Below are 26,293 nucleotides of genomic sequence, written 5' to 3'. Positions count from 1 at the left end.
ACTGCAGGGGGGACCCTGTGGGAGAGTAGGACGCCGCCGAACAATCATTCAGAAAAGCCCCCGATCCATCGGATCGGGGGCTTTTCGCATTTCCGTTGACGTATCGTCGGTGTATGGACGATCAGACAGCGGTCATTGCGAGCAATGTGCTCAGCCCCGAGCAGCGCGACGGCGCCCTGCGTGTTCTGGCGGAGGCCCAGGCGGTGGACGGCCGGGCCGCCGTGTCCGAGCAGGGCCGGCTCCGGCTGCGGAACGCCGAGACGCCCCGCCCGGGCATCATCCACGTGATCGGGAGCGAGAGCGGCTTCGTCGTCGGCTACGGCCAGCTCGAAGTTCCGGAGGCTCCGACCGCCAACCCCGCCGCCGAGCTGGTGGTGGACCCGGCAGCCCGTGGCCGCGGCCTGGCCCGTCCGCTGGTCGACGCGGTACTGGCGCAGGCCCACCGGGCCGGCCGGGACGCGGTGGACTTCTGGGTGCACGGCGGCCACCCGGCGGCCCGGCACCTGGCCGGGGCGTACGGCGCTGAGCTGGTCCGCGAGCTGCGGCAGATGCGCCGCACCGGCGCGCAGACCGAGGCGGTGCCCGTCCCCGAAGGCATCGAGCTCCGGACCTTCCGTCCGGGGCAGGACGACGCCGAGTGGCTGCGGCTGAACGCCCTGGCCTTCGCCCACCACCCGGAGCAGGGCTCCTGGACCGAGCAGGACCTGGCCGAGCGGATCGCCGAGCCCTGGTTCGACCCGGCCGGCTTCTTCCTCGCCATCCGGGACGGCAAGGTGGTGGGCTTCCACTGGACCAAGGTGCACCCGGCCACCGCCACCGAGCCGGAGCTCGGCGAGGTGTACGTCGTCGGAGTGGACCCGGCCGAGCAGGGCAGCGGCCTCGGGCGCGCGCTGACCGCGGCGGGCCTGCGTCACCTGACCGGGGCAGGCGCCGGCGAGCGCGGATTGGCGACCGTCCTCCTCTACGTCGACGCTGACAACCCGGCCGCCGTCCGGGTATACGAGCGACTGGGATTCACCATCCACGAGGTGGACCTCATGTACCGAGCCCAGTACCAGGCGGACCGGCCGACCCAGACCTCCGCCTAGACCCACACCCCACACCCACACCCACACCCCACACCCACACCCGGACCCGAAGTGACACCCTGGCCGGGGACGGCCCAGCCGTAACGGAACGGTCGCGGGCGAGGGGCGGAGAACGGCACCGCCCCTTGCTCCGACCGACTCAGCTTTCCTCCTGGCCATGCGGTGTTTACCGTGGATTCAATTGCTGCCGTGAAGATCACAGGATGAAGTCCGTAGTGTCTCGCTCGTGCAGAGTCGACCGCCATTCGTCGGCCGGTCCTGTACGGACCGCGCCCGGTGGGTGGGCTCTGTTCCCGGGGGCGACCCGGGGCGAGGACGACGGCCCGCAGAGCCACTCGCGTTCGGACGCCGTCCTGCTGGAGGAGCTGGAACCCATGAGCATCCCCCGCCCCGTCCCTGCCCCGCCGGCGCCCACGGCCAGGATGTCCGGTGCGCTGGGCATCCCGCCCGAGCTGCCGGCCTCGGACGAGCAGGAGTTCGAAGCACTGCCGCAGGGCCGCTTCCTCGACCGTGAGCGGAGCTGGCTCGCGTTCAACGAGCGCGTCCTGGAGCTGGCCGAGGACCCGGGTATCCCGCTGCTGGAACGGACGAAGTTCCTGGCGATCTTCGCCAGCAACCTGGACGAGTTCTTCATGGTCAGGGTGGCCGGCCTCAAGCGCCGGATCGCCACCGGCGTCGCCCAGCGCAGTGCGTCCGGCCTCCAGCCGCGCGAGGTGCTGGACCTGATCTGGACCCGCTCGCGCGAGCTGATGGCCCGTCACGCCGCCGCCTTCCAGCAGGAGGTGCTGCCGGACCTCGCCGCCGAGGGCATCGAGGTGGTCCGCTGGCCGGAGCTGGCCGAGAAGGAGCAGGCCCGGCTGCACACCCTGTTCCGGCAGCAGATCTTCCCGGTGCTGACCCCGCTGGCGGTCGACCCGGCGCACCCCTTCCCGTACATATCGGGGCTCTCGCTCAACCTGGCCGTGGTCGTCCGCAACCCGGTGTCCGGCCACAAGCACTTCGCGCGCGTGAAGGTCCCGCAGTCGCTGGCCCGCTTCCTGGAGGCCTCGCCCCAGCGGTACGTCCCGCTGGAGGACGTCATGGGTGCGCACCTGGAGGAGCTCTTCCCGGGGATGGAGGTGCTGGCCCACCACGCCTTCCGCGTCACCCGCAACGAGGACCTGGAGGTGGAGGAGGACGACACCGAGAACATCCTCAAGGCCCTGGAGAAGGAGCTGATGCGGCGGCGCTTCGGTCCGCCGGTCCGGCTGGAGGTCGAGGAGTCGATCGACCCCTACATCCTGGACCTGCTGGTGCGGGAGCTGAACATCACCGAGGCGGAGGTCTTCCCGCTGCCCGGGCCGCTGGACCTGACCGGGCTGTTCGGGATCGCCGACCTGGACCGGCCGGAGCTCAGGTACCCGAAGTTCGTGGCCGGTACGGCCCGCGGGCTGACCGACGTCGAGTCCGCCTCCCAGCCGGACATCTTCGCCGCGATGCGCGAGCGCGACGTCCTGCTGCACCACCCGTACGACAGCTTCTCCACCTCGGTGCAGGCCTTCCTGGAGCAGGCCGCCGCCGACCCGGACGTGCTGGCGATCAAGCAGACCCTGTACCGCACCTCGGGCGACTCGCCGATCGTGGACGCGCTGATCGACGCGGCCGAGTCCGGCAAGCAGGTGCTGGTCCTGGTCGAGATCAAGGCGCGCTTCGACGAGCAGGCCAACATCAAGTGGGCCCGCAAGCTGGAGGAGGCCGGCTGCCACGTGGTCTACGGCCTGATCGGGCTGAAGACCCACTGCAAGCTGTCGTTGGTGGTCCGTCAGGAGGGCGACACCCTGCGCCGCTACTCCCACGTCGGCACCGGCAACTACCACCCGAAGACGGCCCGGCTGTACGAGGACCTCGGCCTGCTCACCTCGGACCCGCAGGTCGGCGCGGACCTCTCCGACCTGTTCAACCGGCTGTCCGGCTACTCGCGCCGCGAGTCCTACCGCCGGCTGCTGACCGCCCCGCGCGGCCTGCGCGACGGGCTGGTCTCGCGGATCCACAACGAGATCGCCCACCACCGGGCGGGCCGGCTCGCGTACGTGAAGATCAAGGTCAACTCGATCGTCGACGAGGCCGTGATCGACGCGCTCTACCGGGCCTCGCAGGCCGGGGTGCCGGTGGACGTCTGGGTGCGCGGGATCTGCGCGATCCGGCCGGGGGTGCCGGGCCTGAGCGAGAACATCCGGGTGCGCAGCATCCTCGGCCGCTTCCTGGAGCACTCCCGGATCTTCGTGTTCGGCAACAACGGTGATCCCGAAGTGTGGATCGGCAGCGCCGACATGATGCACCGGAACCTGGACCGCCGGATCGAGGCCCTGCTGCGGATCACCGACCCGGCGCACCGCGCGGAGCTGTCCGGGCTGATCGACCTCGGGGTGTCGGACGAGACCGAGTCCTGGCACCTCGGGCCGGACGGCGCCTGGGACCGCCACTCGCAGGACGCCGAGGGCCGGCCGCTGCGGTACGTCCAGGACCTGCTCATCGACTCGCGCCAGCGCCGCCGGGCCGCCACCCCGCGCTGACGCGTCCACTGATGCGAGCCGCCGGAGCGGTCGGGGCCCCGAAGGCCCCGAGGGGACCTGCTCCGGCGGTCGGCCACCAGCCCCGGGGAAGGGCCCGGGGGAACGGGGATCAACCACGCCATGACCGATGCGCCGATGACGGCCCAGGCGGCCGCCACAGCGACCGCCGGGGACATCCTTTCCCGCCAACTCACCGCCCAGGCTGGAGCGTTCCTGCGCGCCCTGCCGCTCGCGGTGGGCGAGGTCGGCGCCAGACCGGGCTCGGCCGCGGCCGTCCCGTCGAGCGGCACGGCCGACCTGCTGCGGGCGGTGCGCCGGATCGGCGGGCTGCTGCACACCTTCGGCGCCGTCTTCGAGCAGGCCTGGGCGCAGGAGTCGCGCACCGAACTGCGCTGGCTGCTCAACCTGTTGGCACTGGAGCCCGGTTACGTCCGCCGCTCGGTCCGGCTGCTGGGCGCGGTGGACTCGCTCAGCGGAACCGACCCGGAGGGCACCGGCATGCTGGCCGGGCACGCGGGCGCCCCCAAGGCGCGGGCGCTGCTGGACCGGCAGCTGACCCTGGCCCGGACCAGGGCGCACTCCACCGTGCTCCAGGAGCTGCGCTCGGCCCGGCTGCACGCGCTCGCGGACCGGATGACCCTGCTGGTCGGCGAGGCGCCGCTGCTGGAGACGGCGGGCGGCCGGGCGTCGGCGGTGCTGCTGCCGCAGGCGGCGGCCGCGTTCACCGCGCTCTCCGCGAGCGCCCAGCAGCTGCCGCTGCAGCGGGCCGCGACGCCGTACGGCGGGGACGGTCTGCGCCGGCTGGGTTCGGTGCCCTCGGCGCGGGTCGTGTCGACGGACGCCGACACCGCGCTGGCGGCCGACGACGCGCCCTGGTCCCGGCTGCGGATCCTGGTGAAGCGGGCCCGGTACGCGCTGGAGGTGTGCGGCCGCCCGTCCTCCGAGCTGGACGAGCTGGACGCGGTGCTGGACCGGCACCAGGAGGCGGCGGACGCCGCGGTCACCGCCGCCACCGCGGCGCGCACCCCGAGGATCACCCCCGCGACCGCCTACGTGCTGGGCGTGGTGCATGCTGATCAGCGACTGGAGGTGGAGGCGGCGCGGTACGCCTTCGGCCGCCGGTGGCCCGACCTCCCGCCCGGCCTGGACGGCTGGCTGGAGATCCCCCCTGCCGAGGGCTGGGGGCATTCCCCCGCACCACGGACGGCCTGAATTGCACGATCGCCTGAACATCGGGCAGAGCCGCCCGGGCACCGGGCAGAGCCGCCCGGGCACCGGCCAGCCGGTGGACGCGGTCGCGACCGGGACGGGCCGTGCCCCGGTGGTCCTGGCGGCGGGCGCGGTGCTCTGGCTGCCCGGTCGGCCGAAGCCCAGCGGGCGGCTGGGCCGGCCGCGGATCGCGGTGATCCACCGGCCGAAGTACGACGACTGGAGTCTGCCGAAGGGCAAGCTCGACCCCGGCGAGGGCGTGGTCGAGGCGGCGCTGCGCGAGGTGGCGGAGGAGACCGGCTTCCACTGCCTGCTCGGCCCGGAGCTGCCCGCCCAGCACTACCTGGCGCAGGGCCGTCCGAAGGAGGTCCGGTACTGGGCGGCGGTGCCCACCAGCGGGGCCTTCCGGCCGAACCGCGAGGTCGACCGCCTGGAGTGGCTGCCGGCGGGCAAGGCCCGGGCGCGGCTGACCCACGACCGCGACCGGTTGCTGGTCGACGCCCTGCTGGCGATCCTGGGAGCGAAGCCCGTGCGGACGAGCGAGGAGCCGCGGATGAAGGAACGGCGGAAGTGATCTCCCTGCGGCCTTGCCGTGACGCAACCGTTACTACGTGACGTAGTTTCCTGTCATCCGTTCGAGGTTCACTCCCCGTTCACTTGCGACCGGCTGACGTGTCACCTACCCGGCCTAACTTCGGGACTACCGGAGGGCCGAACGGGCCCCGGACCACAGCAAAACCCACGCCCGGCCGTGTCCACACGGCCTGCGCGACGGGCAATGCCACAGAAAGGGACACCCCTGTGAAGCTCCAGCGGAACGGCCGCTCCAAGGCCCTCGCCATCGGTGCCATGGCGCTCGTCAGCTCGCTGTCGCTCGCCGCCTGCGGGTCGGACAACAACAACACGGCGTCCGGCGGCTCCAGCGGCTCCTCCGCGGCGGGTGCCGCGATCAACTGTGGCAAGGCCGGCACGCTCCTCGGCGCGGGTTCGACCGCCCAGGCCCCCGCGATCGACGTGTGGAAGACCAACTTCGGCTCCTCCTGCTCCGGCACCACGGTCAACTACAGCGGCGGCGGCTCCGGTGCCGGCGTCCAGCAGTTCAACCAGGGCAAGGTCGCCTTCGCCGGCTCCGACTTCGCCCTCAAGCCCGCCGACGTCGACGCCTCCAAGGCCGTCTGCACCGGCGGCAAGGCGATCGACCTGCCGATGGTGGCCGGCCTGGTCTCGCTGGTCTACAACGTCGACAACGTCGACAACCTGGTCCTGGACGGCCCGACCGCCGCCAAGATCTTCGACTCGCAGATCACCAAGTGGAACGACCCGGCGATCGCCGCCCTGAACCCGGGCGCCAAGCTGCCGGACGCCGAGATCCAGACCTTCCACCGGTCGGACGACTCGGGCACCACCTTCAACCTGACCTCCTACTTCGCCAAGACCTCCGGCGGCGCCTGGAGCGCGGATCCGAACAAGGCGTGGAAGGGCAAGGGCGGCCAGTCCGCGAACGGCAGCGCCGGCGTCTCCGCCCAGATCAAGCAGGTCAAGAACTCGATCGGCTACGCCGAGCTGTCCTACGCCCAGACCAACAACCTGAAGAGCGCCAAGATCGCCACCGGCGCCGCTCAGCCGGTCGAGGCGACCGCCGCCAACGCGGCGCTCACCATCGCCTCCTCCACCGTGTCCGGCACCGACGGCGACCTCGCCCTCTCCCTGGACTACGGCACCAAGGCCGACAAGGCCTACCCGATCGTCCTGGTGACCTACGAGATCGCCTGCGACAAGGGCAACAAGGCCGAGACCCTGGACACCCTGAAGTCCTTCCTGACCTACACCATCAGCGACGCCGCCCAGAAGTCGATCGGCGACAAGGGCTACGTCCCGATGCCGGCCGCGATCGGCGACAAGGTCAAGGCCGCCGTCGGCGCCCTGGCCTGACCCGACAGGACCCCCGGTGGGACGGCCCCGTGAGCGAGGGGGGCTGGGGCCGTCCCACCGGAACACGACCATCCAGCACCAACGTCCGGGGCACCGCCGCCATGGTGCCGTCCCCCTTCCGGGGCGGCACCACCAGACCGGAGTAGACCACAATGACCTCATCCTCCCCTGCCGCCCCGCGAGGCAGGGAACGCCGACCGCGCGACAGCCGCGTCGGCGACAAGATCTTCATGAACCTCGCCCGCGGCGCGGGCATCCTGCTGCTGGTCATCATGGCCGCGATCGCCGGCTTCCTGGCCTGGCGCTCGGGCATGGCCCTCAGCAACAACAACGGCAACTTCCTCACCACCTTCGAGTGGACGCCGGACGCGCCGAAGCCGGTCTTCGGCATCGCCGTCCTGGCCTTCGGCACCATCGTCAGCGCCCTGATCGCGATGGTGATCGCCGTCCCGGTGGCCATCGGGATCGCGCTGTTCATCTCGCACTACGCGCCGCGCCGGATCGCCCAGCCGTTCGCCTACCTGGTCGACCTGCTCGCCGCCGTCCCCAGCATCGTCTACGGCCTCTGGGGCGCGCTGTTCCTGGTCCCGCACATGGACGGGCTGACCAGCTGGCTCAACCAGTACCTGGGCTGGACGTACCTCTTCGACCAGACCAAGACCGGCACCCCGCGCAACCTGTTCACGGTCGGCATCCTGCTGGCGATCATGATCCTGCCGATCATCACCGCGGTCTCCCGCGAGGTGTTCCGCCAGGTGCCGCGGATGCACGAGGAGGCGGCGCTCGCGCTCGGCGCGACCCGCTGGGAGATGATCCGCACCGCGGTGCTGCCGTTCGGCCGCCCCGGCATCATCTCGGCCTCCATGCTCGGCCTCGGCCGGGCGCTCGGCGAGACCATCGCGGTCGCGGTGGTGCTCTCCGCCAACAGCGTCCTGTCGCTGCACATCCTCGACGCGGGCGGCGGCACCTTCGCGCAGAACATCGCGCTGAAGTTCGCCGAGGCCGGCAACAACGGCCGTGACGCGCTGATGGCCTCCGGCCTCGTCCTGTTCGTGATCACCCTGCTGGTGAACGGTGCCGCGCGACTGATCATCGCCCGCCGCAAGGAATACTCGGGGGCCAACGCATGACCACCGTCACCACCGTCCCCGAGGACGCCCGGCCGCAGGTCGGTGCGAGGCTGACCGCCAACCGGCTGCCCAAGTGGTCCCCGCCCGCCGTCGCCGCCGGCTCGATCGCGGCCGGCTGCGGGATCGGCGCCGCCGGCGGGCTGCAGAGCCACCTCCAGTGGGGCCTGATCTCGGCCCTGCTGTTCCTGGTCGGCGGCTACCTGATCTCGGCCCGGGTCGAGGGCCGCCGCCAGGCCATGGACCGGTTCGCCACCTCGGTGGTCTGGGTCGCCTTCATCCTGGCCGTCGTCCCGCTGATCTCGCTGACCGTCTACACGGTCCAGCAGGGCATCGGCGTGGTGAACGGGAACTTCCTGAGCCACTCGATGAAGGGCGTGATCCAGTCCGGCCCCGGCGGCGGCATCTACCACGCGCTGCTCGGCACCCTGCAGCAGGTCGGCCTGGCGACCCTGATGGCCGCCCCGCTGGGTCTGCTGACCGCCGTCTACCTGGTCGAGTACGGCCGCGGCCGGCTCGCCAAGGCCGTCACCTTCTTCGTCGACGTCATGACGGGCGTCCCGTCGATCGTCGCCGGTCTGTTCATCCTCTCGCTGTGGAACCTCGCCCTGGGCTTCAGCTACTCCGGCTTCTCGGGCAGCCTCGCGCTGGCGATCCTGATGATCCCGGTCGTGGTCCGGTCCACCGAGGAGATGCTCAAGCTCGTCCCGAACGAGCTGCGCGAGGCCTCGTACGCCCTCGGCGTGCCGAAGTGGAAGACCATCCTGCGGATCGTCATCCCCACCGCGATCGGCGGCATCACCACCGGTGTGATGCTCGCGGTCGCCCGCATCACGGGCGAGACCGCCCCGGTGATGATGCTGGTGTTCGGCGCCGACTACATCAACAGCAACCCGTTCGACGGACCGCAGCAGTCCCTGCCGATGTACATCTGGCAGCAGTACTCGGTGGTCAACAACGACTTCGGCTACGCCCGCGCCTGGGGCGCCGCGCTGGTGCTGATCGCCTTCGTGATGGGGCTCAACCTCATCGCCCGGGGCATCGCACGCTGGCGCTCGCCCAAGGGCGGACACTGAGCGACCGACTGACGTACGAAGACAGACGAGAGAAGCAACGATCATGGCCAAGCGCATCGACGTCAGCGGACTGTCGGCCTACTACGGCACCACCAAGGCCATCGAGGACATCTCGATGAGCATCGAACCCCGCTCGGTGACCGCCTTCATCGGCCCCTCCGGCTGCGGCAAGTCCACCTTCCTGCGCACCCTCAACCGGATGCACGAGGTGATCCCCGGCGCCCGGGTCGAGGGCAAGGTCCTCCTGGACGACGAGAACCTGTACGCCTCCAACGTCGACCCGGTCGCCGTGCGCCGCTCCATCGGCATGGTCTTCCAGCGCCCGAACCCGTTCCCGACCATGTCGATCTACGACAACGTGGTCGCCGGGCTCAAGCTCGCCGGCGTGCGGAAGAAGTCCGTCCTGGACGACGTGGTGGAGCGCTCGCTGAAGGGCGCCAACCTCTGGAAGGAGGTCCACAACCGGCTGAACAAGCCGGGGGCCGGCCTCTCCGGCGGTCAGCAGCAGCGCCTGTGCATCGCCCGCGCCATCGCGGTCGAGCCCCAGGTCCTGCTGATGGACGAGCCCTGCTCCGCGCTCGACCCGATCTCCACCCTCGCCATCGAGGACCTGATCGGCGAGCTGAAGTCGCAGTTCACCATCGTCATCGTCACCCACAACATGCAGCAGGCGGCCCGCGTAAGCGACCGCACCGCCTTCTTCAACCTGGCCGGCGTCGGCCAGCCGGGCAAGCTGATCGAGCTGGACGACACCCAGCGGATCTTCTCCAACCCGTCGGTGCAGGCGACCGAGGACTACATCTCCGGCCGCTTCGGCTAGACCGGACCCCAGCTGTCCCGCGGTGCTGCATGGCGGTGCCGCCGCGGGGCATGAAGAAGGGCCCGCCCCCGAGATGTGGGGGCGGGCCCTGTCTGCTGTCCGCCCCTTCGGCCCGGGGCGGGGGTTCGGGGCTCAGCCCCAGAACAGGTGGACGAACCAGTACACCAGCGCTGCGACGATGGCGGCCGCCGGCATCGTGATGAACCAGCCGAGCACGATGTTCTTCGCGACGCCCCAGCGCACCGCGCGGATCCGCTTGGTGGCCCCCGCGCCCATGATCGCCGCGGTGATCACGTGGGTGGTGGAGATCGGCGCCTTGAAGACGAACGACGTGATGTACATGATCGCCGAGGAGGTGGCCTCGGCCGCGAAGCCCTGCGGTGGGTCCAGCTCGATGATCTTCCGGCCGAGCGTCCGCATGATCCGCCAGCCGCCCGCGTAGGTGCCCAGCGAGAGCATGGTCGCGCAGGAGATCTTCACCCAGACCGGGATGTCGCCGGTGGTCTGGTGGCCGGAGATGGTGAGCGCCATCACCACGATGCCCATGGTCTTCTGGGCGTCCTGCAGACCGTGCGCCAGCGCCATCGCGGCGGCCGAGGCGGTCTGGGCGACCCGGAAGTTGCGCTTGGCGCGGTGCGGGTTGGCTCGGCGGAAGATCCACAGGATCGCCAGCATCACGATGAAGCCGCCGATCAGGCCGACCACCGGCGAGACGATCATCGGGATGACGATCTTGTCGATGACCCCGTTCCAGATCACCCCGATCCCGCCGGCCAGCGCCGCGCCCACCATGCCGCCGAACAGCGCGTGCGAGGAGGAGGACGGCAGTCCGAAGTACCAGGTGACCAGGTTCCAGGCGATCGCGCCGACCAGGGCGGCGAACAGGATCGCCATCCCCTGGTTGCCGGCGGGGGTCTCGATGATCCCCTGGGAGACTGTGTGCGCCACACCGCTGCCCAGGAAGGCGCCGGCCAGGTTCATCACGGCGGCCATCGCGAGCGCGGCCCTCGGGGTCAGCGCCCGGGTGGAGACCGACGTGGCGATCGCGTTCGCCGAGTCGTGGAAGCCGTTGGTGTACGTGAAGAAGAACGCAACGCCGATGACGGCGATGAGTGCTGCCATGTCCACGAGGGTCAGGACTCCTTGACGGCGATGGTCTCCACCGTGTTGGCGACGTGCTCGAACGCGTCCGCCGCCTCCTCAAGGACGTCCACGACCTGCTTCAGCTTGAGGACCTCGATGGCGTCGTACTGACCGGAGAACAGGTGGGCGAGCAGCTTGCGGTGGATCTGGTCGGCCTGGTTCTCCAGCCGGTTGACCTCGATCCAGTACTCGGTGAGGTTGGACATGCTGCGCAGGTTCGGCATCGCCTCGGCGGTGAGTTCCGCGGCGCGCGCCAGCACCTCGATCTGCTGCTCGATGCCCTTCGGCAGGGTCTGGATGTCGTAGAGGACGACCAGGTCGACGGCCTCCTCCATGAAGTCCATGATGTCGTCCAGCGACGAGGCGAGGCTGTAGATGTCCTCGCGGTCGAAGGGCGTGATGAAGGAGGAGTTCAGCTGGTGGAAGACGGCATGGGTGGTGTCGTCCCCGGCGTGCTCGGCGGCGCGCATGCGCTCGACGATCTCCGCGCGGGCCGACACGTCTGATCCCAGCAGTTCCAGCAGGAGCTTCGATCCGACGACGAGGTTCTCCGCGGCGGCGGCGAACATGTCGTAGAAACTCGTCTCCTTCGGGGTCAGGCTAAAACGCACGGAAATCTCCGATGTGCGGGGTAGGGACTGAACGATGCTAGGTGCAACCAAGCGCGATCGCGCAAACGGGGTCGTGAGCAGGGAGGCGGAACCTCCCCTTCCGTTCGGCTGTCGAACCGGCCGATCCGGGCCGCACTGCCATGTGCGGACGTGCTTCCCCAGTCTGACGGAACCTCGCCCCGACTGCCCCCGTCCTGCGTGTGCGGGAGCGGGGCGCCGCCCAGACGGGTGAACCCCGCGCCGACCCCCACCAGGCCGTTCGGCACATGCCGGGTGGGCCGTCGGAACACCACGGAAGGCCCGGGTGTTGGACACTGGTGGCCGACGCAGCCACCAGGCACTCAGACGAAGGCGGGCCGATGACCACGACGCAAGCGCGCACCGAGCCGGACCACGCGCCCGGGAGCGACCCGCACGCCGGCACCCCCGCCGCCGCGGCGCACGGAAGCGGGCACGGCCCGCACGGCTACAGCGCGCAGAAGGACGCCCACCTCAAGCGGCTGCGCCGGATCGAGGGCCAGATCCGCGGCCTCCAGCGGATGGTCGACGAGGACGTCTACTGCATCGACGTGCTCACCCAGGTCTCGGCCAGCACCAAGGCCCTGCAGTCCTTCGCGCTCTCCCTGCTGGAGGAGCACCTGCGGCACTGCGTCGCCGCGGCCGCCGAACAGGGCGGCGTCGAGCTGGACGCCAAGGTGGCGGAGGCCTCGGCCGCGATCGGCCGACTGCTGCGCAGCTGAGCCCGGCTCCGCGCGGCCGATCCCGGAGCGGCCGTCAGCCGTCGCCCTCCCGCTCGGTCCGGGCCGGGTCCACCCGGTCCAGCAGCACCTCGTCGATCCGCTCGGTCGGCAGCCGCTCACCGGTGCTGGCCGTCGCGGCGATCATCAGCTCGCCGGCCAGCTCGATCTCGTCGAGGGCCGCGTCGTCGTGGCCGCCGCTGCGGCCGCCCGTGGACGACACCACCTGCACCACCCCTTCAGTGCCTCGCCAGCCCGGGCGGCAGCCACCCGACGTCCAGCCTAGGCACTCCGGGGCCCGTCCACATGGCACGGACGGGCCATCTCGGCGCCGCCGAAACGGGTGGCCGTCGCTCCCCGCGCGGCCACCCGCCCCGGCGGCGCCCCGTCTCGCCCCGGCGGCCTACTTCGGGCTCTCCGAGGGCTTCATCTGGTAGATGTCCGAGGCAGGCGGCTCGGCCGCCTCGACCGGCTTGCCGAAGTCCGACAGCGAGGTGGTGGAGGTGACCTTCACCTGGTCCTTGGCCTCCTTCGACCCGGCCACCCCGGCGAAGGTGAACACCTCGACCACCTTGTGCAGCCGGCCCTGGTCGTCCAGCCAGGCGTCGTACGGGACCTCCTTGACGGTGAAGGTCTGCCCGCCCATCCGCAGGCCGTCCCCGCCCCGGCCGCCGGTGGCGTCGGCCGCCTTGGCCAGGTCCAGGGTGCCCCGGTAGTGGTGCAGCGGCGCGCCGTCCACGGTCTCGGTGCCGACCAGATCGGCCTTCCGCACCCCGCGCAGCGCACCCGCCGCCGAGGCCGGGTCGGTGGCGCCGCTGCTCACCAGGTTGCCGTCCGGCAGCTGGCGCACGTCCAGCTTGACCCACTTGCCCTCGGGCACCTTGGCCCCGCTGTTCTGCAGGTAGACGGTGCCCGGCAGGACCACCTCGACGATCTTCCCGGTGGTCGCCGCGCCCGGCGGCACCTGCACCTCCAGCCGGCCGATCCGCTTCACGTAGTCGTAGCCGCCGCTCCCGCTGAACGAGGCCTTCTTGTCGGCGGACTCGGTGACCAGCTCGGTGGCGGCGTGCGCGGAGCCGGTGCGGCCGGTGATGTCGGCGGCGTTGCGCACCGCCGTCAGCGGGTCGGCGGCCAGCTGGTCGGCGACGGCCGACTGCTGGTCGGAGGAGCCGCCGCCGGAGTGGCCCGAGCAGCCGGCGGCTCCCGCGGCCAGGGCGGCGGCGAGCAGGGCGGCCCCGGCCGCCGAGCGCAGGTGCGGCCCCGGACGGCGCGCCGGCCGCCCGGTTCGCTGCTGGTCGGTCATCTTCATCCTCGCGACAACCCCCTCGGGCCCGACTGCCCCGCCGGACACCTCCGGGTGGGCAGAGCTCTTTCCGGGCAAACGAGTTGAGCCACGAAGGGTTACGGGAGCCGGGGAAACCCGGCGTCGCGAACCGGCCGTCCGGCGCGTTACGGTGAACCACGTGCACAGTGAGCTGCCGGCCGTCCCCGGCACCACCCGGATGCCCGAGCACCGCGTCGCGGTCGGCGAACGCGGTTCCTTCGCCTTCGCGACCTGCAGCTGCGGCTGGTACTCCGCCGCCCGCCGGTCCCGCGACCTGGCCCGCCGCGAGGCGGCCGACCACGTGGCCGAGTACGGCGGCGAGTCGGCGGACTAGACCTCTTGGACCCCGTCGGGCGGTCCGGGCTCAGGCCGCGAGGTCCGACTCCGGCGGCTGCTCCTCGGAGCGCACCGCCCCCCGCCCGCGCCGACGGCCGCGCTGGGCCGCGCCGCGGGCCGTACCGCCGCGCTCGGGAGCCCGGATCAGCGGGGCGACCGCCGTCCGGCTCAGCGCGTGGCAGAACGGGACCAGCACCGCCATCGCGATCGGCGCCAGCAGCAGCACCACGGCGACCGCGAGCGCGTAGCCGCCGATCACGTCGGTCGGGTAGTGGACGCCCATGAACATCCGGCAGAAGCCCTGCAGCAGGGCCAGCCCCCCGGCGATCCAGCCCAGCTTCCGGTTCACCAGGAACAGCGACACCGCGACGGCCATCGTCATGGTCGAGTGGTCGCTGACGAAGGAGTGGGTGCCGGCCTTGCCGTCCACCAGCACCAGCAGGCCCGGGTGGTCGACGAACGGGCGCGGCCGGTCCACGATCGCGGCGATCGGCAGGTTGGCCAGCTCGGCGACGGCCACCGAGAGCGGCACCCAGAGCAGCCCGGCGATCGCCACCGGTGCGTCCGGGCGGCGTCTGGCCTGCAGCCAGCCCACCAGCCCGAGCATCGCGAGGCCGATCAGGATGCCATACTCACCGATCCACGAGACCAGGTGGTCCAGCCACTGCGGGGAGCGCTTGGCCAGGCCGTTGACGGCGTAGAGCAGGCCGAGGTCGGGGTTGGTCGTGTCGGCAAGCGGCGTCGACACGCCGCACCTCCTTCTGATCCGCTGCACCTGTACGTTCCCGCCGGGGCCCGCCCGGCGCGGAAAGCTGACGAGGGGCCACCGGACCCAACGTCATCGCCGGGACACAGCGTTCCACGGAAACGCGGGGTTATGGAAACTTGACTCAGCGTCCACAGCCCGCACACAGATCGTCGGACGACTCAGCCGGTCCCACCGGTTCCACCCGTGCCGTTGGGCCGGTTCAGCGCCGTCGGGGCGGGCGGGGCGGCGGCCGCGGGCGGGGCGGCGGCGGCCGGGGTGGTGGGCGCCGTGGTGCCCGGGCGGCTCGGGGGTTTGACCGCGCCGTTGCCGTTGTTGTCGCGGCTCGGCAGCGCCCGGGCGCCGTCCGAGGTGACACGGGTCGCTCCGATGTACTCCCTGGTGTCGATCTTGTCGTAGCGGATCACCGCCCCCGTGTGCGGTGCGTTGATCATGTAGCCGCCGCCGACGTAGATCCCCACGTGGTGGATGCTCCGCGGATCGCTCAGGTCCGTCGCGAAGAACACCAGGTCCCCCGGCCGCAGCTGATCGCGCGACGGGTGCGGTCCGGCGTACCACTGGTCGTTGGCCACCCGGGGCAGATCGATGCCCACGGTGGCGAACGCGGCAAGAGTGAGCCCGGAGCAGTCGAACTGCCCGTTCTGCGAGGCCAGGCCCTCGCCGCCCCACAGGTACGGCGTGCCGAGCTTGGTCTGGGCGAAGTAGATCGCGCCGGCCGACTGCGCGGACACCTCGACCGGCGCGGTCGACGCGGTGAAACTCCGGGCCATCGCCTGGATGTTCCGCACGTAGCCCTGGGTCTCCTTGTACGGCGGGATGCCCCTGTTCTTCGTCACCGCGTACGGGCCGGCGTTGTAGGCGGCCAGCAGGTTGGCCTGCGGGTCGCCCGGCACCCCGGCGACGTCCTTGGCCAGCGCGCAGTCGTACACCGCCGCCGTGGCGATCGCGTCGTACGGGTTCCAGACGTCCTTCTTGCCGTCGCCGTCACCGTCCGTGGCGTACACCGGCCAGGTGTCCGGCATGAACTGCGCCATTCCCTGGGCCCCGACGGGGGATTGGGCCCTGGGATCGAAACCGCTTTCCTGGTACAGCTGCGCCGCGAGCATCGGCGGGGAGATCTCCGGGCAGAGCGAGCCCCACTTCTGGAACGCGTCCTGATAGGCCGCCGGGACGGTTCCGGGAGAGAGTGCCGAGCGATTCGCCGACTGCTGCGGCGTCCCACTCGCCGCATACGTCCCCATCGTCACCAGACCGAGGAACCCGAACGCGACAACTCCCGCCGCAGCGGTGGCCGTACCGGCCTTCCGGAGTACCATCAGCACCATCCCGACGAATCGTCAGTCGAAGTGTCCCGGAAGGCGTTGCTCACCGCAATCATCAGAGATACAAAGAGTGAGCGCTATCCTTCGTACGGTGGACATCCTCGCGTACGTGTCCGATGCCTCGCGACCAATCCGCGAGAAGTAGCCAAGTCGACATCAGATCTGGCCAAGAATAGGCACCGACCCTTCGCGCGGGCGGGGTCAGGGCCCTTGAATTTGCCTGATCGGGCGGTGAGATGGAAATGAACCTGAGCAGCGTGCACACCTATGCGGTCGGCCACCTGGCCGAAGACCCCCCCAAGAAGCCGAGCATCGACACCATCATCGGCGGGATCGCCCCGGACTGGGGTCCGTTCGCTACCCTCGGGTCGGAGGCCCGGGTGATGGTCGAGGTCATCATGGCCCTCGCCATCATCCTCTGCCTCGGCATCGCGGCCTGGGGTGCGGCCAAACAGCGGATCGGCGCGACCGCGATGCGCGACAGCTTCGGCGCCGAACAGGGCAAGGGACTGATCATCGCCGGGCTGACCGGCGTGTTCATCATTGGATCACTCGGCACTCTGTTCACCATTGTCTACGGCATGGCGATCTGACGATCGGACAGCAGTGACCCGGCCCGCCTGAGGGCAGGTCCCCCGCCCGGACCCCACCAGTGGCCGACCAGCCAGGACTCCACCCCCGTTCCCACCCTCCGTCCGCGCCCGCCCCCGGGCGGAGGGCCCCCGGAGCCGCCCCGGCTCCCCGCACCAGGAGGGCCGCCGTGCCGTTGTCCGACGACCAGCCGCACACCCGTACGCGGCTGCCGGTCGACGAACAGCCCTCCTCGCCACCGAGCATCCGTCAGTCACGTCCGCTGCGCACCCTGCTGACCGTCCTCGTGGTCGTCACCCTGCTCGTCGTCGCCATCTCCATCGCCAACCGCGGCAAGCCCGGCACCGGCAACGGCGGCAGCTCCGCCGACCACGCCGCGCCCACCGCCGCCTCCGGCGCCGGGCCGGCCCCCAGCGGCGACCAGCCCGTCGGCACCACCGTCAACGGCATCGCCTCCGGCTTCCCGCACAGCGACCAGGGCTCCCAGTCCGCCGCCGCCAACTACGCGGTGGCGATCGGCTCCGCGGACATGTTCCGCACCGATAGCCGCCACACCATCGTCGCCACCATCGCCGACCCGGGAGCGGCGGGGGCACTGCAAAGCCGGCTGGACCAGGGCTTCGGCGGCGACACCGCCGCCCGCTACGGCCTCGACGCCCAGGGCCGCGCCCCCAAGGGCCTCACCTTCGTCAGCCGCACCGTCCCGGTCGGCACCAAGTCGACGGGCTACAACGACGGGGACGCCAAGGTCGAGGTGTGGTGCACCGGCCTCACCGGCCTCGCCGGCGAACACTCCGTCCAGCCGGTGACCGCCAACTGGTTCACCCTCGCGCTCTCGCTCCACTGGACGGGGAACGACTGGAAACTCACTGACTTCACCAGCAGGCAGGGCCCCGCGCCGATGCCCGGAGACCAGCAGGCCGCCACCGCCGACGAGATCACCGGCGCCGTGCAGCAGTTCGGGGGGTTCCGCTATGCCCGTTGACCAGACCACACGCCGTTCGACCGCACGCCGCGCGGGCACGGTGGCCGGCGCCTTGGCCACCTTGCAGGTGGTGACGATGCTGGCGGCCCAGCGGGTGTTCGCCGATCCGTCGCCGACCGCCACGCCCACCTGCCAGAAGGTCGATCTCCCGATCCCGGGAAGCGATGCCGGATGCGCTCCCAACGGAGCGGTCGTCATCCCCGGGAGCGGCACCGTGACCGACCCGCTCGGGTCGCTCGCCAAGGGCTGCGCCCAGGCGGCGGCCTGGGTGGTGCGGAAGTTGTCGGGGGCGATCGACGGGACGACGGCGGTGGACTTCACCAACCAGTCGTTCCTGCAGCAGTACGCCGTGGTGTTCGCGGTGTCGACGGTGATCACGCTGGTGCTGTGGCTGCTGGCGGTGACCAAGCGGGCGGTGCGGGGGGCGTCGTTGACGACGGCGGTCTCGGAGGCGGTCGGCTTCCTGTGGCTGACGGTGGTGGCCTCCGCGTTCACGCCGCTGATCCTGTTCACCGTGGTGAGCGTGACGGACGGGTTGACGAAGGCGATCGCGGTCGGGACGAAGTCGGACACCGGGACGTACCTGAGCGGCTTCGCGGACACCCTGGAGAAGGGGGACGTCGGCGGCGGCCCGCTGATACTGGTGATCGTGTCGCTGGTGGCGGTGCTGGCGGCGGCGGTGCTCTGGATCGAGCTGGTGATCCGGGCGGCGATGCTGTACGTGGGGGCGCTGCTGGGGACCGCGGTGTACGCGGGGCTGGTGGACCGGCAGTTGTGGAAGCACGTGCGCCGGTGGGCCGGGATGATGCTGGCGGTGGACCTGGCGAAGCCGATCATCGTGATCATCCTGGGCCTGGCCGGCGCGGTGGCGACCGGCGCCGGGGCCAATGACGACTTCGCCCGGGTGCTGTCCGGGCTGGCGATCCTGTTCCTGTCGATCTTCGCGAGCGCCGCGGTGTACCGCTTCGTGCCGACCTTCGGCGACGAGATGCTGAACATGCGCCGGGCCCGGGCCAGCGCGGTGCAGGCCGGCTCGGCGATGATCAACGGCACCGCGAACCTGATGAAGCAGGGCATCTCCACCCACGGCGACCGCGGTCCGCAGGCGGCCGGCGCGGGTGGTGGTGCGGGCGGCGGCTCGGTCGCGCCCGGCATTGCCGCACACGCCGGCCGGACGCCGGCCCCACCGCCGCAGGCCGGGCCGCCGCCGCAGGCTCCGGTTCCGATCCGCGACAGCAATCCAGCGAAGGGGGGGTGACGGGTAAGTGAGCAGCGAACCGCTCGGCCAGTACGGCGCCCAGTACGCCCAGCCGTACGTGCACCAGCGCCGCACCTACCTGATCGGCAAGGCCCGCCCGAACGCGCCGATCGGCCGGAACCGGGAGTCCGGCGAGATCCTGCTGATCATCTTCGGGGCGTTCGTCGGAATGCTCTGGGGCCTGTTGATGCCGGTCCTGCCGCTGCGGATCGCCGGTCTGCTCGGCCTGCCCGTGCTGGCCATCGCGGCGGTCTACGTGCCGTACCGCAAGCGGACGTTCTACAAGTGGGTGGAGATCAACCGCACCTACCGCCGGACGGTCCGCAGCGGGCGCGGGGTGTGGCGCTCGGACGCGATGGACGCGGGCACCCGGATGGACGGCCGGGAGGTGGAGGTCGGCCCGCCGCCCGGGGTGGGGCGGCTGCGCTGGCTGACCGCGCCGTTCGGGCCGGACGAGGTCGGGGTGCTGATGCACCTGGAGCGGCGGACGGTGACGGCCGCGATCGAGATCGAGGGCCCGGGCGTCGGGCTGCGGGACTCGGAGGACCAGGAGGCGCTGGTCGACCGCTTCGGCACGCTGCTGAAGCACGTCGCCAACGGGGACGGCTTCGTGACCCGGCTGCAGATCCTGGCCCGCACCCTGCCGGCCGACCCGGACGCGCACGCCAAGGACGTGGAGCGCCGCGGCGACCACGACGCGCCGCGCTGGCTGCAGGAGTCGTACGACCAGCTGCAGTCGATGGTGTCGACCTCCTCGGAGCAGCACCGGGCCTACCTGGTGGCCTGCATGCACTACACCCGTGACCTGGCCGCCGAGGCGCACGCGATGGGCCGCAGCGCCTACGAGAAGCGTGCGGTGGGCGGCCCGTCCCGGGACGACGACGGGCTGGCGGCCGTGATGGCCCGCGAGCTGACCGACATCTGCGCCCGGCTGGCCGAGGCGGACATCCGGGTGCGCCAGCCGCTGGGCCAGGCCCGGCTGTCCTCGCTGCTGCACTCGATGTACGACCCGGACCACCCGATCGACCACATCCAGGCGATGTCCCGGCGCAACGCCTGGCCGGCCGAGCTGGACGCGACCCACCCGCAGTACCTGACGGCGAAGACCCGCGAGTCGGCGACCCGGGAGCCGTGGTGCCACGCGACCGCGTGGGTCAAGGAGTGGCCGCTGACCCCGGTGGGCGTCAACTTCCTGGCGCCGCTGCTGGTGCACACCCCGGACGTGATCCGGACGGTCGCGGTGACGATGGACCTGGAGCCCACCGACGTCGCGATCGAGCGGATGCTGACCGAGAAGACCAACGACGAGGCGGAGGCCAGCCGTGCGGCCAAGATGAACCGCACGGTCGACCCGCGCGACCTGGCCCACACCGGCCGGGTGGACCAACGCGGTGACGACCTGGCCTCCGGCGCGGCCGGGGTGAACCTGGTCGGCTACATCACGGTCTCCTCGCGCAACCCCGAGGCGCTGGCCCGCGACAAGCGGACCATCCGGGCGTCGGCCGGCAAGAGCTACCTCAAGCTGGAGTGGTGCGACCGCGAGCACCACCGGGCCTTCGTCAACACCCTGCCGTTCGCCACCGGAATCCGCCGCTGACCGCCGCGCCCGTCCACCCGCACCGCACTCGCTCACCCCTACCGCTGGCACCAGGAGGCCGCCCATGGCGCTCGGCAACCTCACCGACGCGTTCACCAGCCTGTTGTTCGGCAAGGTGGAGACCACCCGGCTGCCGGTGCGCACCTCCACCGGCCAGGCGCAGGCGGTCTACCTGCCCACGGCCGCACCGGGGTTGGGCGACTCTGGTGTGATCATCGGGCGCGAGGTGTACAGCGGCAAGGGCTACGTGTACGACCCCTTCCAGCTGTACGGGCAGCAACTGCCCGCCCCGCACTGGCTGGTGCTGGGGGAGTCCGGCAACGGCAAGTCGGCGCTGGAGAAGACGTACGTGCTGCGGCAGTTGAGGTTCCGCGACCGGCAGATCGTGGTGCTCGACGCGCAGGGCGAGGACGGTGTCGGCGAGTGGAACCTGATCGCCCAGGCGCTGGGCATAAAGTCGATCCGGCTGGACCCGATGGCGGCCCGGGACGGCGGGGTGAAGCTCAATCCGCTCGACCCGGCGATCACCCAGACCGGTCAGCTGTCGCTGCTGCGCACCATCATCGAGGTGGCGATGGGGCGCGGTCTTGAGGAGCGGGCCGGCTTCGCGCTGAAGGCCGCGCACGCCCACGTGGTGGCCTCGGTGAAGGACCGTCAGCCCGTGCTGGACGACATCATCGACACCCTGCGCAGCCCGGAGCTGTCCTCGTTGGAGTCGCTGGGCGTGGCGGTGGACGAGGTGCAGTCCTGGGGTCTGGACGTGGCGCTGGTGCTGGACCGGCTGGTCGACGGTGACCTGCGCGGCATGTTCGACGGCCCGACCACCGACGGCATCGACCTGGACGCGCCGCTGATCGTCTTCGACCTCTCGCACATCGACCGCAACTCGATCGCGATGCCGATCCTGATGGCGATCGTCGGGGTGTGGCTGGAGCACACCTGGATCCGGCCGGACCGGAAGAAGCGCATCTTCCTGGTCGAGGAGGCCTGGCACATCATCAACAGCCCTTTCGTGGCCCAGCTGTTCCAGCGGCTGCTGAAGTTCGGCCGTCGGCTCGGGCTCTCGTTCGTCGCGGTGGTGCACCACCTGTCGGACGTGGTGGACGGCGCGGCGGCCAAGGAGGCCTCGGCGATCCTGAAGATGGCCTCCACCCGGACGATCTACATGCAGAAGGCCGAGGAGGCGCGGGCCACCGGACGGGTGCTGGGTCTGCCGCGCTGGGCGGTGGAGATCATCCCCACCCTGTCGCCGGGCATCGCGGTGTGGGACGTCAACGGCAACGTCCAGGTGGTCAAGCACATCATCACCGACACCGAGCGGCCGCTGGTGTACACCGACCGCGCGATGACCGAGGACGCGGTGGCCGAACGGGTGCGGGCCGAACGGCAGTTGGCGGCCGAGCCGGGGGTCTGACCGGCGGCCGGTCGGGAGGCGGTGCGATCGTACGCAGGCTGCCGGTCCGCGCCCGGCCGCGATGGTTCGTCAGCAGGTAATCCTCTCGTTACGATCGACGTCCTGACAGCTACGCGCGTTGACCCTAGGCTGCAACTTGCGTAACTCATCGCCCACGCACCGGTGTCCTCCGCCGCCGCGTGGTCCTCCAAGGTGCAGGGGACCTCTCATGCTCACCGTCAGATCCCGACGGGCGGCGTTCGCCGTCGTCACCGCCGCAGGTCTGTTCGGCACGGTGGTCGTGCCGACGGCCGCTCAGGCCGCCGACGCCAACGCCAAGCGTCACAAGACCGTCAACCTCCAGCTGCTGGCGATCAACGACTTCCACGGCAACCTGGAGCCCCCGGCCGGCTCCTCCGGCACGATCAAGGAGGTCGACCCGGCCACCGGGCAGGTCGTCTCCACCCCGGCCGGCGGCATCGAGTACCTTGCCACCGAGCTGCGCGAGGCGCGGATCCCGGCCGACGACTCGATCACCGTCGCGGCCGGCGACATCGTCGGGGCCAGCCCCCTCACCTCGGCGCTGTTCCACGACGAGCCGACCATCGAGGCGATGGACAAGCTCGGCCTGGACGTCACCTCGGTCGGCAACCACGAGTTCGACCAGGGCGCCGCGGAGCTGCTGCGCAAGCAGGAGGGCGGCTGCCACCCGACCGACGGCTGCTACGAGCCCGGCCGCACCTTCAAGGGCGCCAACTTCAACTACCTGTCGGCCAACGTCACCGACGAGAAGACCGGCGAGACCCTGCTTCCGCCGTACTGGGTGACCAAGTCCCAGGGCGTGAAGATCGGCTTCATCGGCGTCACCCTGGAGGGCACGCCGAACATCGTGACCGCCGAGGGCATCAAGGGCCTGAAGTTCGCCAACGAGGTCACCACGATCAACAAGTACGCCGCCGAGCTGAAGGCCAAGGGCGTCAACTCGATCGTCGCGCTGATCCATGAGGGCGGCTACCCGGCCAGCAGCGTCTACAACTACGACTGCGGCCCGGCCGGCCAGGGCGTCTCCGGCCCGATCGTCGACATCGCGAGGAAGATCGACCCGGCCGTCGGAGCCATCGTCACCGGCCACACCCACAACGCGTACGCCTGCGACATCCCCGACCCCAACGGCGTGCCGCGCTCGGTCACCAGCGCCGCCTCCTTCGGCCGGCTGTTCACCGAGATCGACATGAAGCTGGACAAGGCCACCGGCGAGATCGTCCGCCCCTCGGTCAAGGCCGAGAACCACGTGGTGCGCCGCACGGTCGCGAAGGCCCCGGACATGACGGCGCTGATCGACCACTACTCCAAGCTGGCCGCCCCGATCGCCAACCGCCCGATCGGCTACATCTCCGCGGACATCAACGGCCGCGGCAGCGGCGACCTGGAGAAGCCGCTCGGTGACGTGATCGCCGACGCGCAGCTGGAGGGGCTCGCCCCGGCCGACAAGGGCGGGGCGCAGGTCGCCTTCATGAACCCAGGGGGACTGCGCTCCGACCTGGTGTACAAGGCCTCGGGCAGTGAGGGCGACGGCGTGGTGACCTACGGGGAGGCGTTCACCGTCCAGCCGTTCACCAACATGATGCAGGTCAAGACGCTGACCGGTGCCCAGCTGATCCAGCTGCTGCAGCAGCAGGTGAGCGGCCTCAACGACGCGGCGCCGAAGGTCCTCCAGGTGTCCTCGAACCTGCACTACACCCTGGACATGCGCAGGACCGGCGCGGACCGGGTGGTGCTGGACTCGATCCGGCTGAACGGCGCGCCGGTCGACCCGGCCGCCAAGTACCGGGTCGCGGCCAACGAGTTCCTGGCCGGCGGCGGCGACGGCTTCCCGGCCTTCGCGGCGGGCACCGACAAGCTCGTCGGCGTCTCCGACCTGGACGTCTTCACGGCCTACCTGGCGGCCCACAGCACGGCGGGCTCGCCGCTGAAGCCGCCGGCGCAGGACCGGATCAAGGTCCTCGGCCCGGGCAGCGACATCGACTGACCGTGAGCCGGAGGTGAGGAGGGGCGGGGCGCTGTCGGGGCGCCCCGCCCGTCCCTTTCCCGGCGGCTACTCGGGGGCGGGGCCGCCGGGAAGTCGTACGGTGGCCAGCGCACCGGGGCCGCCGTCGCCGGCCGGGCCGAGCGTGACCTCGCCGCCGGCCTCCCGGACGCTCTGCGCGACGATCGACAACCCGAGGCCGGAGCCCGGGAGTTGGCGCGAGGAGGGGGAGCGCCAGAACCGGTCGAAGACGTACTGCAGCTCGTCCGGCGGGATGCCTGGGCCGTGGTCGCGGACGGTCAACACGCCCTGCTGGAGCCGCACTTCGATGGTGCCGCCGGGCGGGCTGTACTTGACCGCGTTGTCCAGCAGGTTGATCACGGCCCGCTCCAGGCCGGCCGCGTCGCCGTGGGTGTACCAGGGCTCGGTGGTCGTCTCGAAGACCAGCCCCGGGCCACGGAGTTTGGCGCGCTCGACGGCCCGGCCGGCGATCTCGTGCAGCGCGACCACGGTGAGGTTGGGGCCGGCCTTCGGGGTGTCGGGGCGGGAGAGCTGCAGGAGGTCGCCGATCAGCACGGTGAGCTCCTGCATCTGCGCCTTCATGTTGCCCAGCATCTTGGTCCTGGTCGCCGGGGGCAGCGGGCGGCCGGTGTCGTCGCTGCGGATCAGCAGGTCGACGTTGGTGCGCAGCGAGGTGAGGGGCGTCCGCAGCTCGTGGCCCGCGTCGGCGATCAGCCGGGTCTGGCGCTCGCGGGAGTTGGCGAGGGCGGTGCTCATCGAGTTGAAGGAGGTGGACAGGCGGGCGATCTCGTCGTCGCCGTGCACCGGGATGGTGGTGCCGACCTCCTCGGTGCGGGCGATGTGCTCGACGGCGTCGGTGAGTTGGTCGACGGGCTTGAGGGAGGAGTGAGCGACGAGGCGGCCGGCGGCCGCGGCGAGGAGGATGCCGCCGAGGGAGACGGCGCCGAGGAGGATGGCGAGGCCCTGGAGGGAGTCCTCGATGGGCTGGGTGGGGGTTGCCACCATCACCAGTCCGGGTACCGGTGCATGCCCGGGACCGCGTAGGACGGCCGGTGCGACACGGACCAGCGCAGGATCGCCGTTGGTGTACCTGCCGTTCCGAATGATGGATTGTCCGCCTTTGAGCCGGGCTACGGAGGCGTCGTCCGGCGATATCACGATCGCCCTGGTCGCATCTCTAGGAAGGCAGACCGCTACGGGATTGACCGCCACGAACTGGGTGTCCCTCGGCGCCGAGCCGCCGGGATCCGGCACGATGCCCTCGTGCTGTACCTGTTCCAGCGCGGCTTCCGGGGTGGCAGGGCAGCTGCTGGCGAAGAGCGGTCGAGGCAACGGCGTGCTCGCCAGATCCGTCCGGACCTGGTCGTAGAGCTGCTTGTGCACGATGAACCAGCACGCCAGCGCCGACAGTGCGATCGCCACCGCCACCGCCGCCGCGGTCATGAACGTGAGGCGGCCGCGCAGGGAGCGGGAGCGGTACCAGTGGACGATGCGCTGGTGGCGGCTGGGCACCACGCGCGGCGGTGCCAGCGGCGGGGGCGGAACACTGCTCACGCGCTGGTGCCGGCGGCCGGGCGCAGGGCGTAGCCCACGCCGCGTACGGTCTGGATGAGGCGCGGCATGCCGCCCTGCTCGGTCTTGCGGCGCAGGTACATCACGTACACGTCCAGGGAGTTGGAGGAGGGCTCGAAGTCGAAGCCCCAGACCGCCTTGAGGATCTGCTCGCGGGTGAGGACCTGCCGGGGGTGGGCGAGGAACATCTCCAGCAGCATGAACTCGGTGCGGGTGAGTTCGACCGGCTTGCCGCCACGGGTGACCTCGCGGGTGGCGGTGTTCATCCGCAGGTCGCCGAAGGCGAGCACCTCGCTGTCGTCCTCGGCGGCGGCGCGGGCGGCGGCCTCGGCGGCGAGGGCGTTGCGGCGCAGCAGGGCGCGGACGCGGGCGAGGAGTTCGTCGAGCTCGAAGGGCTTGGCGAGGTAGTCGTCGGCGCCGACGTCGAGGCCGGTGACGCGGTCGCCGACGGCGTCGCGGGCGGTGAGCATCAGGACGGGGACGGTGTCGCCGCGGGAGCGCATCCGGCGGACGGCGGTGAGGCCGTCCATCCGGGGCATCATGATGTCCAGCAGGACGAGGTCGGGCTTGTCGCGTTCGACGGACTCCAGGGCCTCGTAGCCGTCGGTGGCGGTGGTGACCTCGTAGCCCTCGAAGGCGAGGCTGCTCTCCAGGGCGTCCCGGAGGGCGGGTTCGTCGTCGACCACGAGGAGCCGGGCGGAGGGGTGGCCGGCCTCGGCGGCGGTGCGGTCGTCGGCGGACGGGGTCATGGGCTGGTGCCCTTTCTCGTCGGGTGGAGGGCCTGCTGGGAGCAGTGGAGGGCCTGCT

Annotated in this window: 24 protein-coding genes; 16 read left to right on the top strand and 8 right to left on the bottom strand. The window is 71.2% G+C overall.

The window, feature by feature from the left end; genetic code table 11:
* The first annotated feature begins 113 nt into the window (after positions 1-113).
* The 8 genes from mshD (at position 114) to pstB (ending at position 9,804) form a co-directional block, all read left to right on the top strand.
* Positions 114-1,088, top strand: coding sequence for a mycothiol synthase (gene mshD / locus ACIG5E_RS35915; RefSeq protein WP_396540883.1), 975 nt, complete (start codon positions 114-116; stop codon positions 1,086-1,088).
* A 374-nt stretch (positions 1,089-1,462) separates the two neighbouring features.
* Positions 1,463-3,640 carry an RNA degradosome polyphosphate kinase gene (locus ACIG5E_RS35910; protein WP_396540881.1) on the top strand — a complete coding sequence of 726 codons (2,178 nt, stop codon included), beginning with the start codon at positions 1,463-1,465 and terminating at the stop codon, positions 3,638-3,640.
* 120 nt (positions 3,641-3,760) lie between these two features.
* The gene (locus ACIG5E_RS35905; protein ID WP_396540879.1) at positions 3,761-4,852 is read left to right on the top strand and encodes a CHAD domain-containing protein; all 1,092 of its coding nucleotides are present in this window, start codon (positions 3,761-3,763) and stop codon (positions 4,850-4,852) included.
* 73 nt (positions 4,853-4,925) lie between these two features.
* Entirely contained in the window at positions 4,926-5,423 is a 498-nt protein-coding gene (locus ACIG5E_RS35900; protein WP_396540889.1) for an NUDIX hydrolase, read from the top strand.
* A 227-nt stretch (positions 5,424-5,650) separates the two neighbouring features.
* Positions 5,651-6,781: a phosphate ABC transporter substrate-binding protein PstS gene (gene pstS, locus ACIG5E_RS35895; protein ID WP_396540877.1), complete on the top strand. Its 1,131-nt coding sequence runs from the start codon at positions 5,651-5,653 to the stop codon at positions 6,779-6,781.
* 152 nt (positions 6,782-6,933) lie between these two features.
* The gene (gene pstC, locus ACIG5E_RS35890) at positions 6,934-7,911 is read left to right on the top strand and encodes a phosphate ABC transporter permease subunit PstC (protein ID WP_396540875.1); all 978 of its coding nucleotides are present in this window, start codon (positions 6,934-6,936) and stop codon (positions 7,909-7,911) included.
* Positions 7,908-8,984: a phosphate ABC transporter permease PstA gene (gene pstA, locus ACIG5E_RS35885; RefSeq protein ID WP_396540873.1), complete on the top strand. Its 1,077-nt coding sequence runs from the start codon at positions 7,908-7,910 to the stop codon at positions 8,982-8,984. Before pstC ends, pstA begins: the two co-directional genes overlap by 4 nt.
* A 43-nt stretch (positions 8,985-9,027) precedes the next feature.
* Positions 9,028-9,804 carry a phosphate ABC transporter ATP-binding protein PstB gene (gene pstB / locus ACIG5E_RS35880; RefSeq protein WP_396540871.1) on the top strand — a complete coding sequence of 259 codons (777 nt, stop codon included), beginning with the start codon at positions 9,028-9,030 and terminating at the stop codon, positions 9,802-9,804.
* Positions 9,805-9,936: 132 nt separating this feature from the next.
* Here pstB and ACIG5E_RS35875 read toward each other — a convergent pair whose 3' ends face one another.
* Together ACIG5E_RS35875 and ACIG5E_RS35870 are read right to left on the bottom strand one after the other, a co-directional pair.
* Positions 9,937-10,932, bottom strand: coding sequence for an anion permease (locus ACIG5E_RS35875; protein ID WP_396540869.1), 996 nt, complete (start codon positions 10,930-10,932; stop codon positions 9,937-9,939).
* 5 nt (positions 10,933-10,937) lie between these two features.
* The gene (locus ACIG5E_RS35870; protein ID WP_030059626.1) at positions 10,938-11,558 is read right to left on the bottom strand and encodes a DUF47 domain-containing protein; all 621 of its coding nucleotides are present in this window, start codon (positions 11,556-11,558) and stop codon (positions 10,938-10,940) included.
* A gap of 359 nt (positions 11,559-11,917) precedes the next feature.
* On the opposite strand from ACIG5E_RS35870, the gene ACIG5E_RS35865 reads away from it, so the two are divergent.
* The gene (locus ACIG5E_RS35865; RefSeq protein WP_396540867.1) at positions 11,918-12,298 is read left to right on the top strand and encodes a metal-sensitive transcriptional regulator; all 381 of its coding nucleotides are present in this window, start codon (positions 11,918-11,920) and stop codon (positions 12,296-12,298) included.
* A 34-nt stretch (positions 12,299-12,332) separates the two neighbouring features.
* On the opposite strand, the gene ACIG5E_RS35860 is transcribed toward ACIG5E_RS35865, so the two are convergent.
* Positions 12,333-12,521: a hypothetical protein gene (locus ACIG5E_RS35860; RefSeq protein ID WP_106973824.1), complete on the bottom strand. Its 189-nt coding sequence runs from the start codon at positions 12,519-12,521 to the stop codon at positions 12,333-12,335.
* 177 nt (positions 12,522-12,698) lie between these two features.
* Complete coding sequence (locus tag ACIG5E_RS35855; RefSeq protein WP_396540865.1) at positions 12,699-13,598, bottom strand: hypothetical protein; 900 nt, start codon at positions 13,596-13,598, stop codon at positions 12,699-12,701.
* Positions 13,599-13,758: 160 nt separating this feature from the next.
* On the opposite strand from ACIG5E_RS35855, the gene ACIG5E_RS35850 reads away from it, so the two are divergent.
* Entirely contained in the window at positions 13,759-13,953 is a 195-nt protein-coding gene (locus tag ACIG5E_RS35850; protein ID WP_396540863.1) for a hypothetical protein, read from the top strand.
* Positions 13,954-13,983: 30 nt separating this feature from the next.
* On the opposite strand, the gene ACIG5E_RS35845 is transcribed toward ACIG5E_RS35850, so the two are convergent.
* Both ACIG5E_RS35845 and ACIG5E_RS35840 read right to left on the bottom strand, forming a co-directional pair.
* The gene (locus ACIG5E_RS35845; RefSeq protein ID WP_396540861.1) at positions 13,984-14,703 is read right to left on the bottom strand and encodes a phosphatase PAP2 family protein; all 720 of its coding nucleotides are present in this window, start codon (positions 14,701-14,703) and stop codon (positions 13,984-13,986) included.
* Positions 14,704-14,882: 179 nt separating this feature from the next.
* The gene (locus ACIG5E_RS35840; RefSeq protein ID WP_396540859.1) at positions 14,883-16,037 is read right to left on the bottom strand and encodes an NlpC/P60 family protein; all 1,155 of its coding nucleotides are present in this window, start codon (positions 16,035-16,037) and stop codon (positions 14,883-14,885) included.
* Positions 16,038-16,285: 248 nt separating this feature from the next.
* Between ACIG5E_RS35840 and ACIG5E_RS35835 the strand changes: the two genes are divergently transcribed.
* The 6 genes from ACIG5E_RS35835 (at position 16,286) to ACIG5E_RS35810 (ending at position 23,896) form a co-directional block, all read left to right on the top strand.
* On the top strand, positions 16,286-16,636 hold the full coding sequence (locus tag ACIG5E_RS35835; RefSeq protein WP_046386924.1) for a hypothetical protein: 351 nt from the start codon (positions 16,286-16,288) through the stop codon (positions 16,634-16,636).
* A gap of 167 nt (positions 16,637-16,803) precedes the next feature.
* Positions 16,804-17,619 carry a hypothetical protein gene (locus ACIG5E_RS35830; protein WP_396540857.1) on the top strand — a complete coding sequence of 272 codons (816 nt, stop codon included), beginning with the start codon at positions 16,804-16,806 and terminating at the stop codon, positions 17,617-17,619.
* Between the two features lie 52 nt (positions 17,620-17,671).
* Positions 17,672-18,877, top strand: a complete 1,206-nt coding sequence (locus ACIG5E_RS35825) for a hypothetical protein (RefSeq protein ID WP_396540855.1) — start codon at positions 17,672-17,674, stop codon at positions 18,875-18,877.
* Positions 18,878-18,884: 7 nt separating this feature from the next.
* Positions 18,885-20,474 (top strand): SCO6880 family protein, encoded by a 1,590-nt coding sequence (locus tag ACIG5E_RS35820; RefSeq protein ID WP_396540853.1) that lies wholly within the window; start codon positions 18,885-18,887, stop codon positions 20,472-20,474.
* A gap of 64 nt (positions 20,475-20,538) precedes the next feature.
* Positions 20,539-21,888, top strand: a complete 1,350-nt coding sequence (locus ACIG5E_RS35815) for an ATP-binding protein (protein ID WP_396540851.1) — start codon at positions 20,539-20,541, stop codon at positions 21,886-21,888.
* Between the two features lie 208 nt (positions 21,889-22,096).
* Entirely contained in the window at positions 22,097-23,896 is a 1,800-nt protein-coding gene (locus ACIG5E_RS35810; RefSeq protein ID WP_396540849.1) for a bifunctional metallophosphatase/5'-nucleotidase, read from the top strand.
* 66 nt (positions 23,897-23,962) lie between these two features.
* Here ACIG5E_RS35810 and ACIG5E_RS35805 read toward each other — a convergent pair whose 3' ends face one another.
* Together ACIG5E_RS35805 and ACIG5E_RS35800 are read right to left on the bottom strand one after the other, a co-directional pair.
* A complete protein-coding gene (locus tag ACIG5E_RS35805; protein WP_396540847.1) occupies positions 23,963-25,468 on the bottom strand; it encodes a sensor histidine kinase in 1,506 nt (501 codons plus the stop codon).
* The gene (locus ACIG5E_RS35800; RefSeq protein WP_396540845.1) at positions 25,465-26,235 is read right to left on the bottom strand and encodes a response regulator transcription factor; all 771 of its coding nucleotides are present in this window, start codon (positions 26,233-26,235) and stop codon (positions 25,465-25,467) included. Before ACIG5E_RS35800 ends, ACIG5E_RS35805 begins: the two co-directional genes overlap by 4 nt.
* Positions 26,236-26,293: the final 58 nt, after the last annotated feature.

The sequence above is a fragment of the Kitasatospora sp. NPDC053057 genome (assembly GCF_044546945.1).
Classification (GTDB): domain Bacteria; phylum Actinomycetota; class Actinomycetes; order Streptomycetales; family Streptomycetaceae; genus Kitasatospora.
This window is presented reverse-complemented; position numbering and strand designations above follow the sequence as displayed.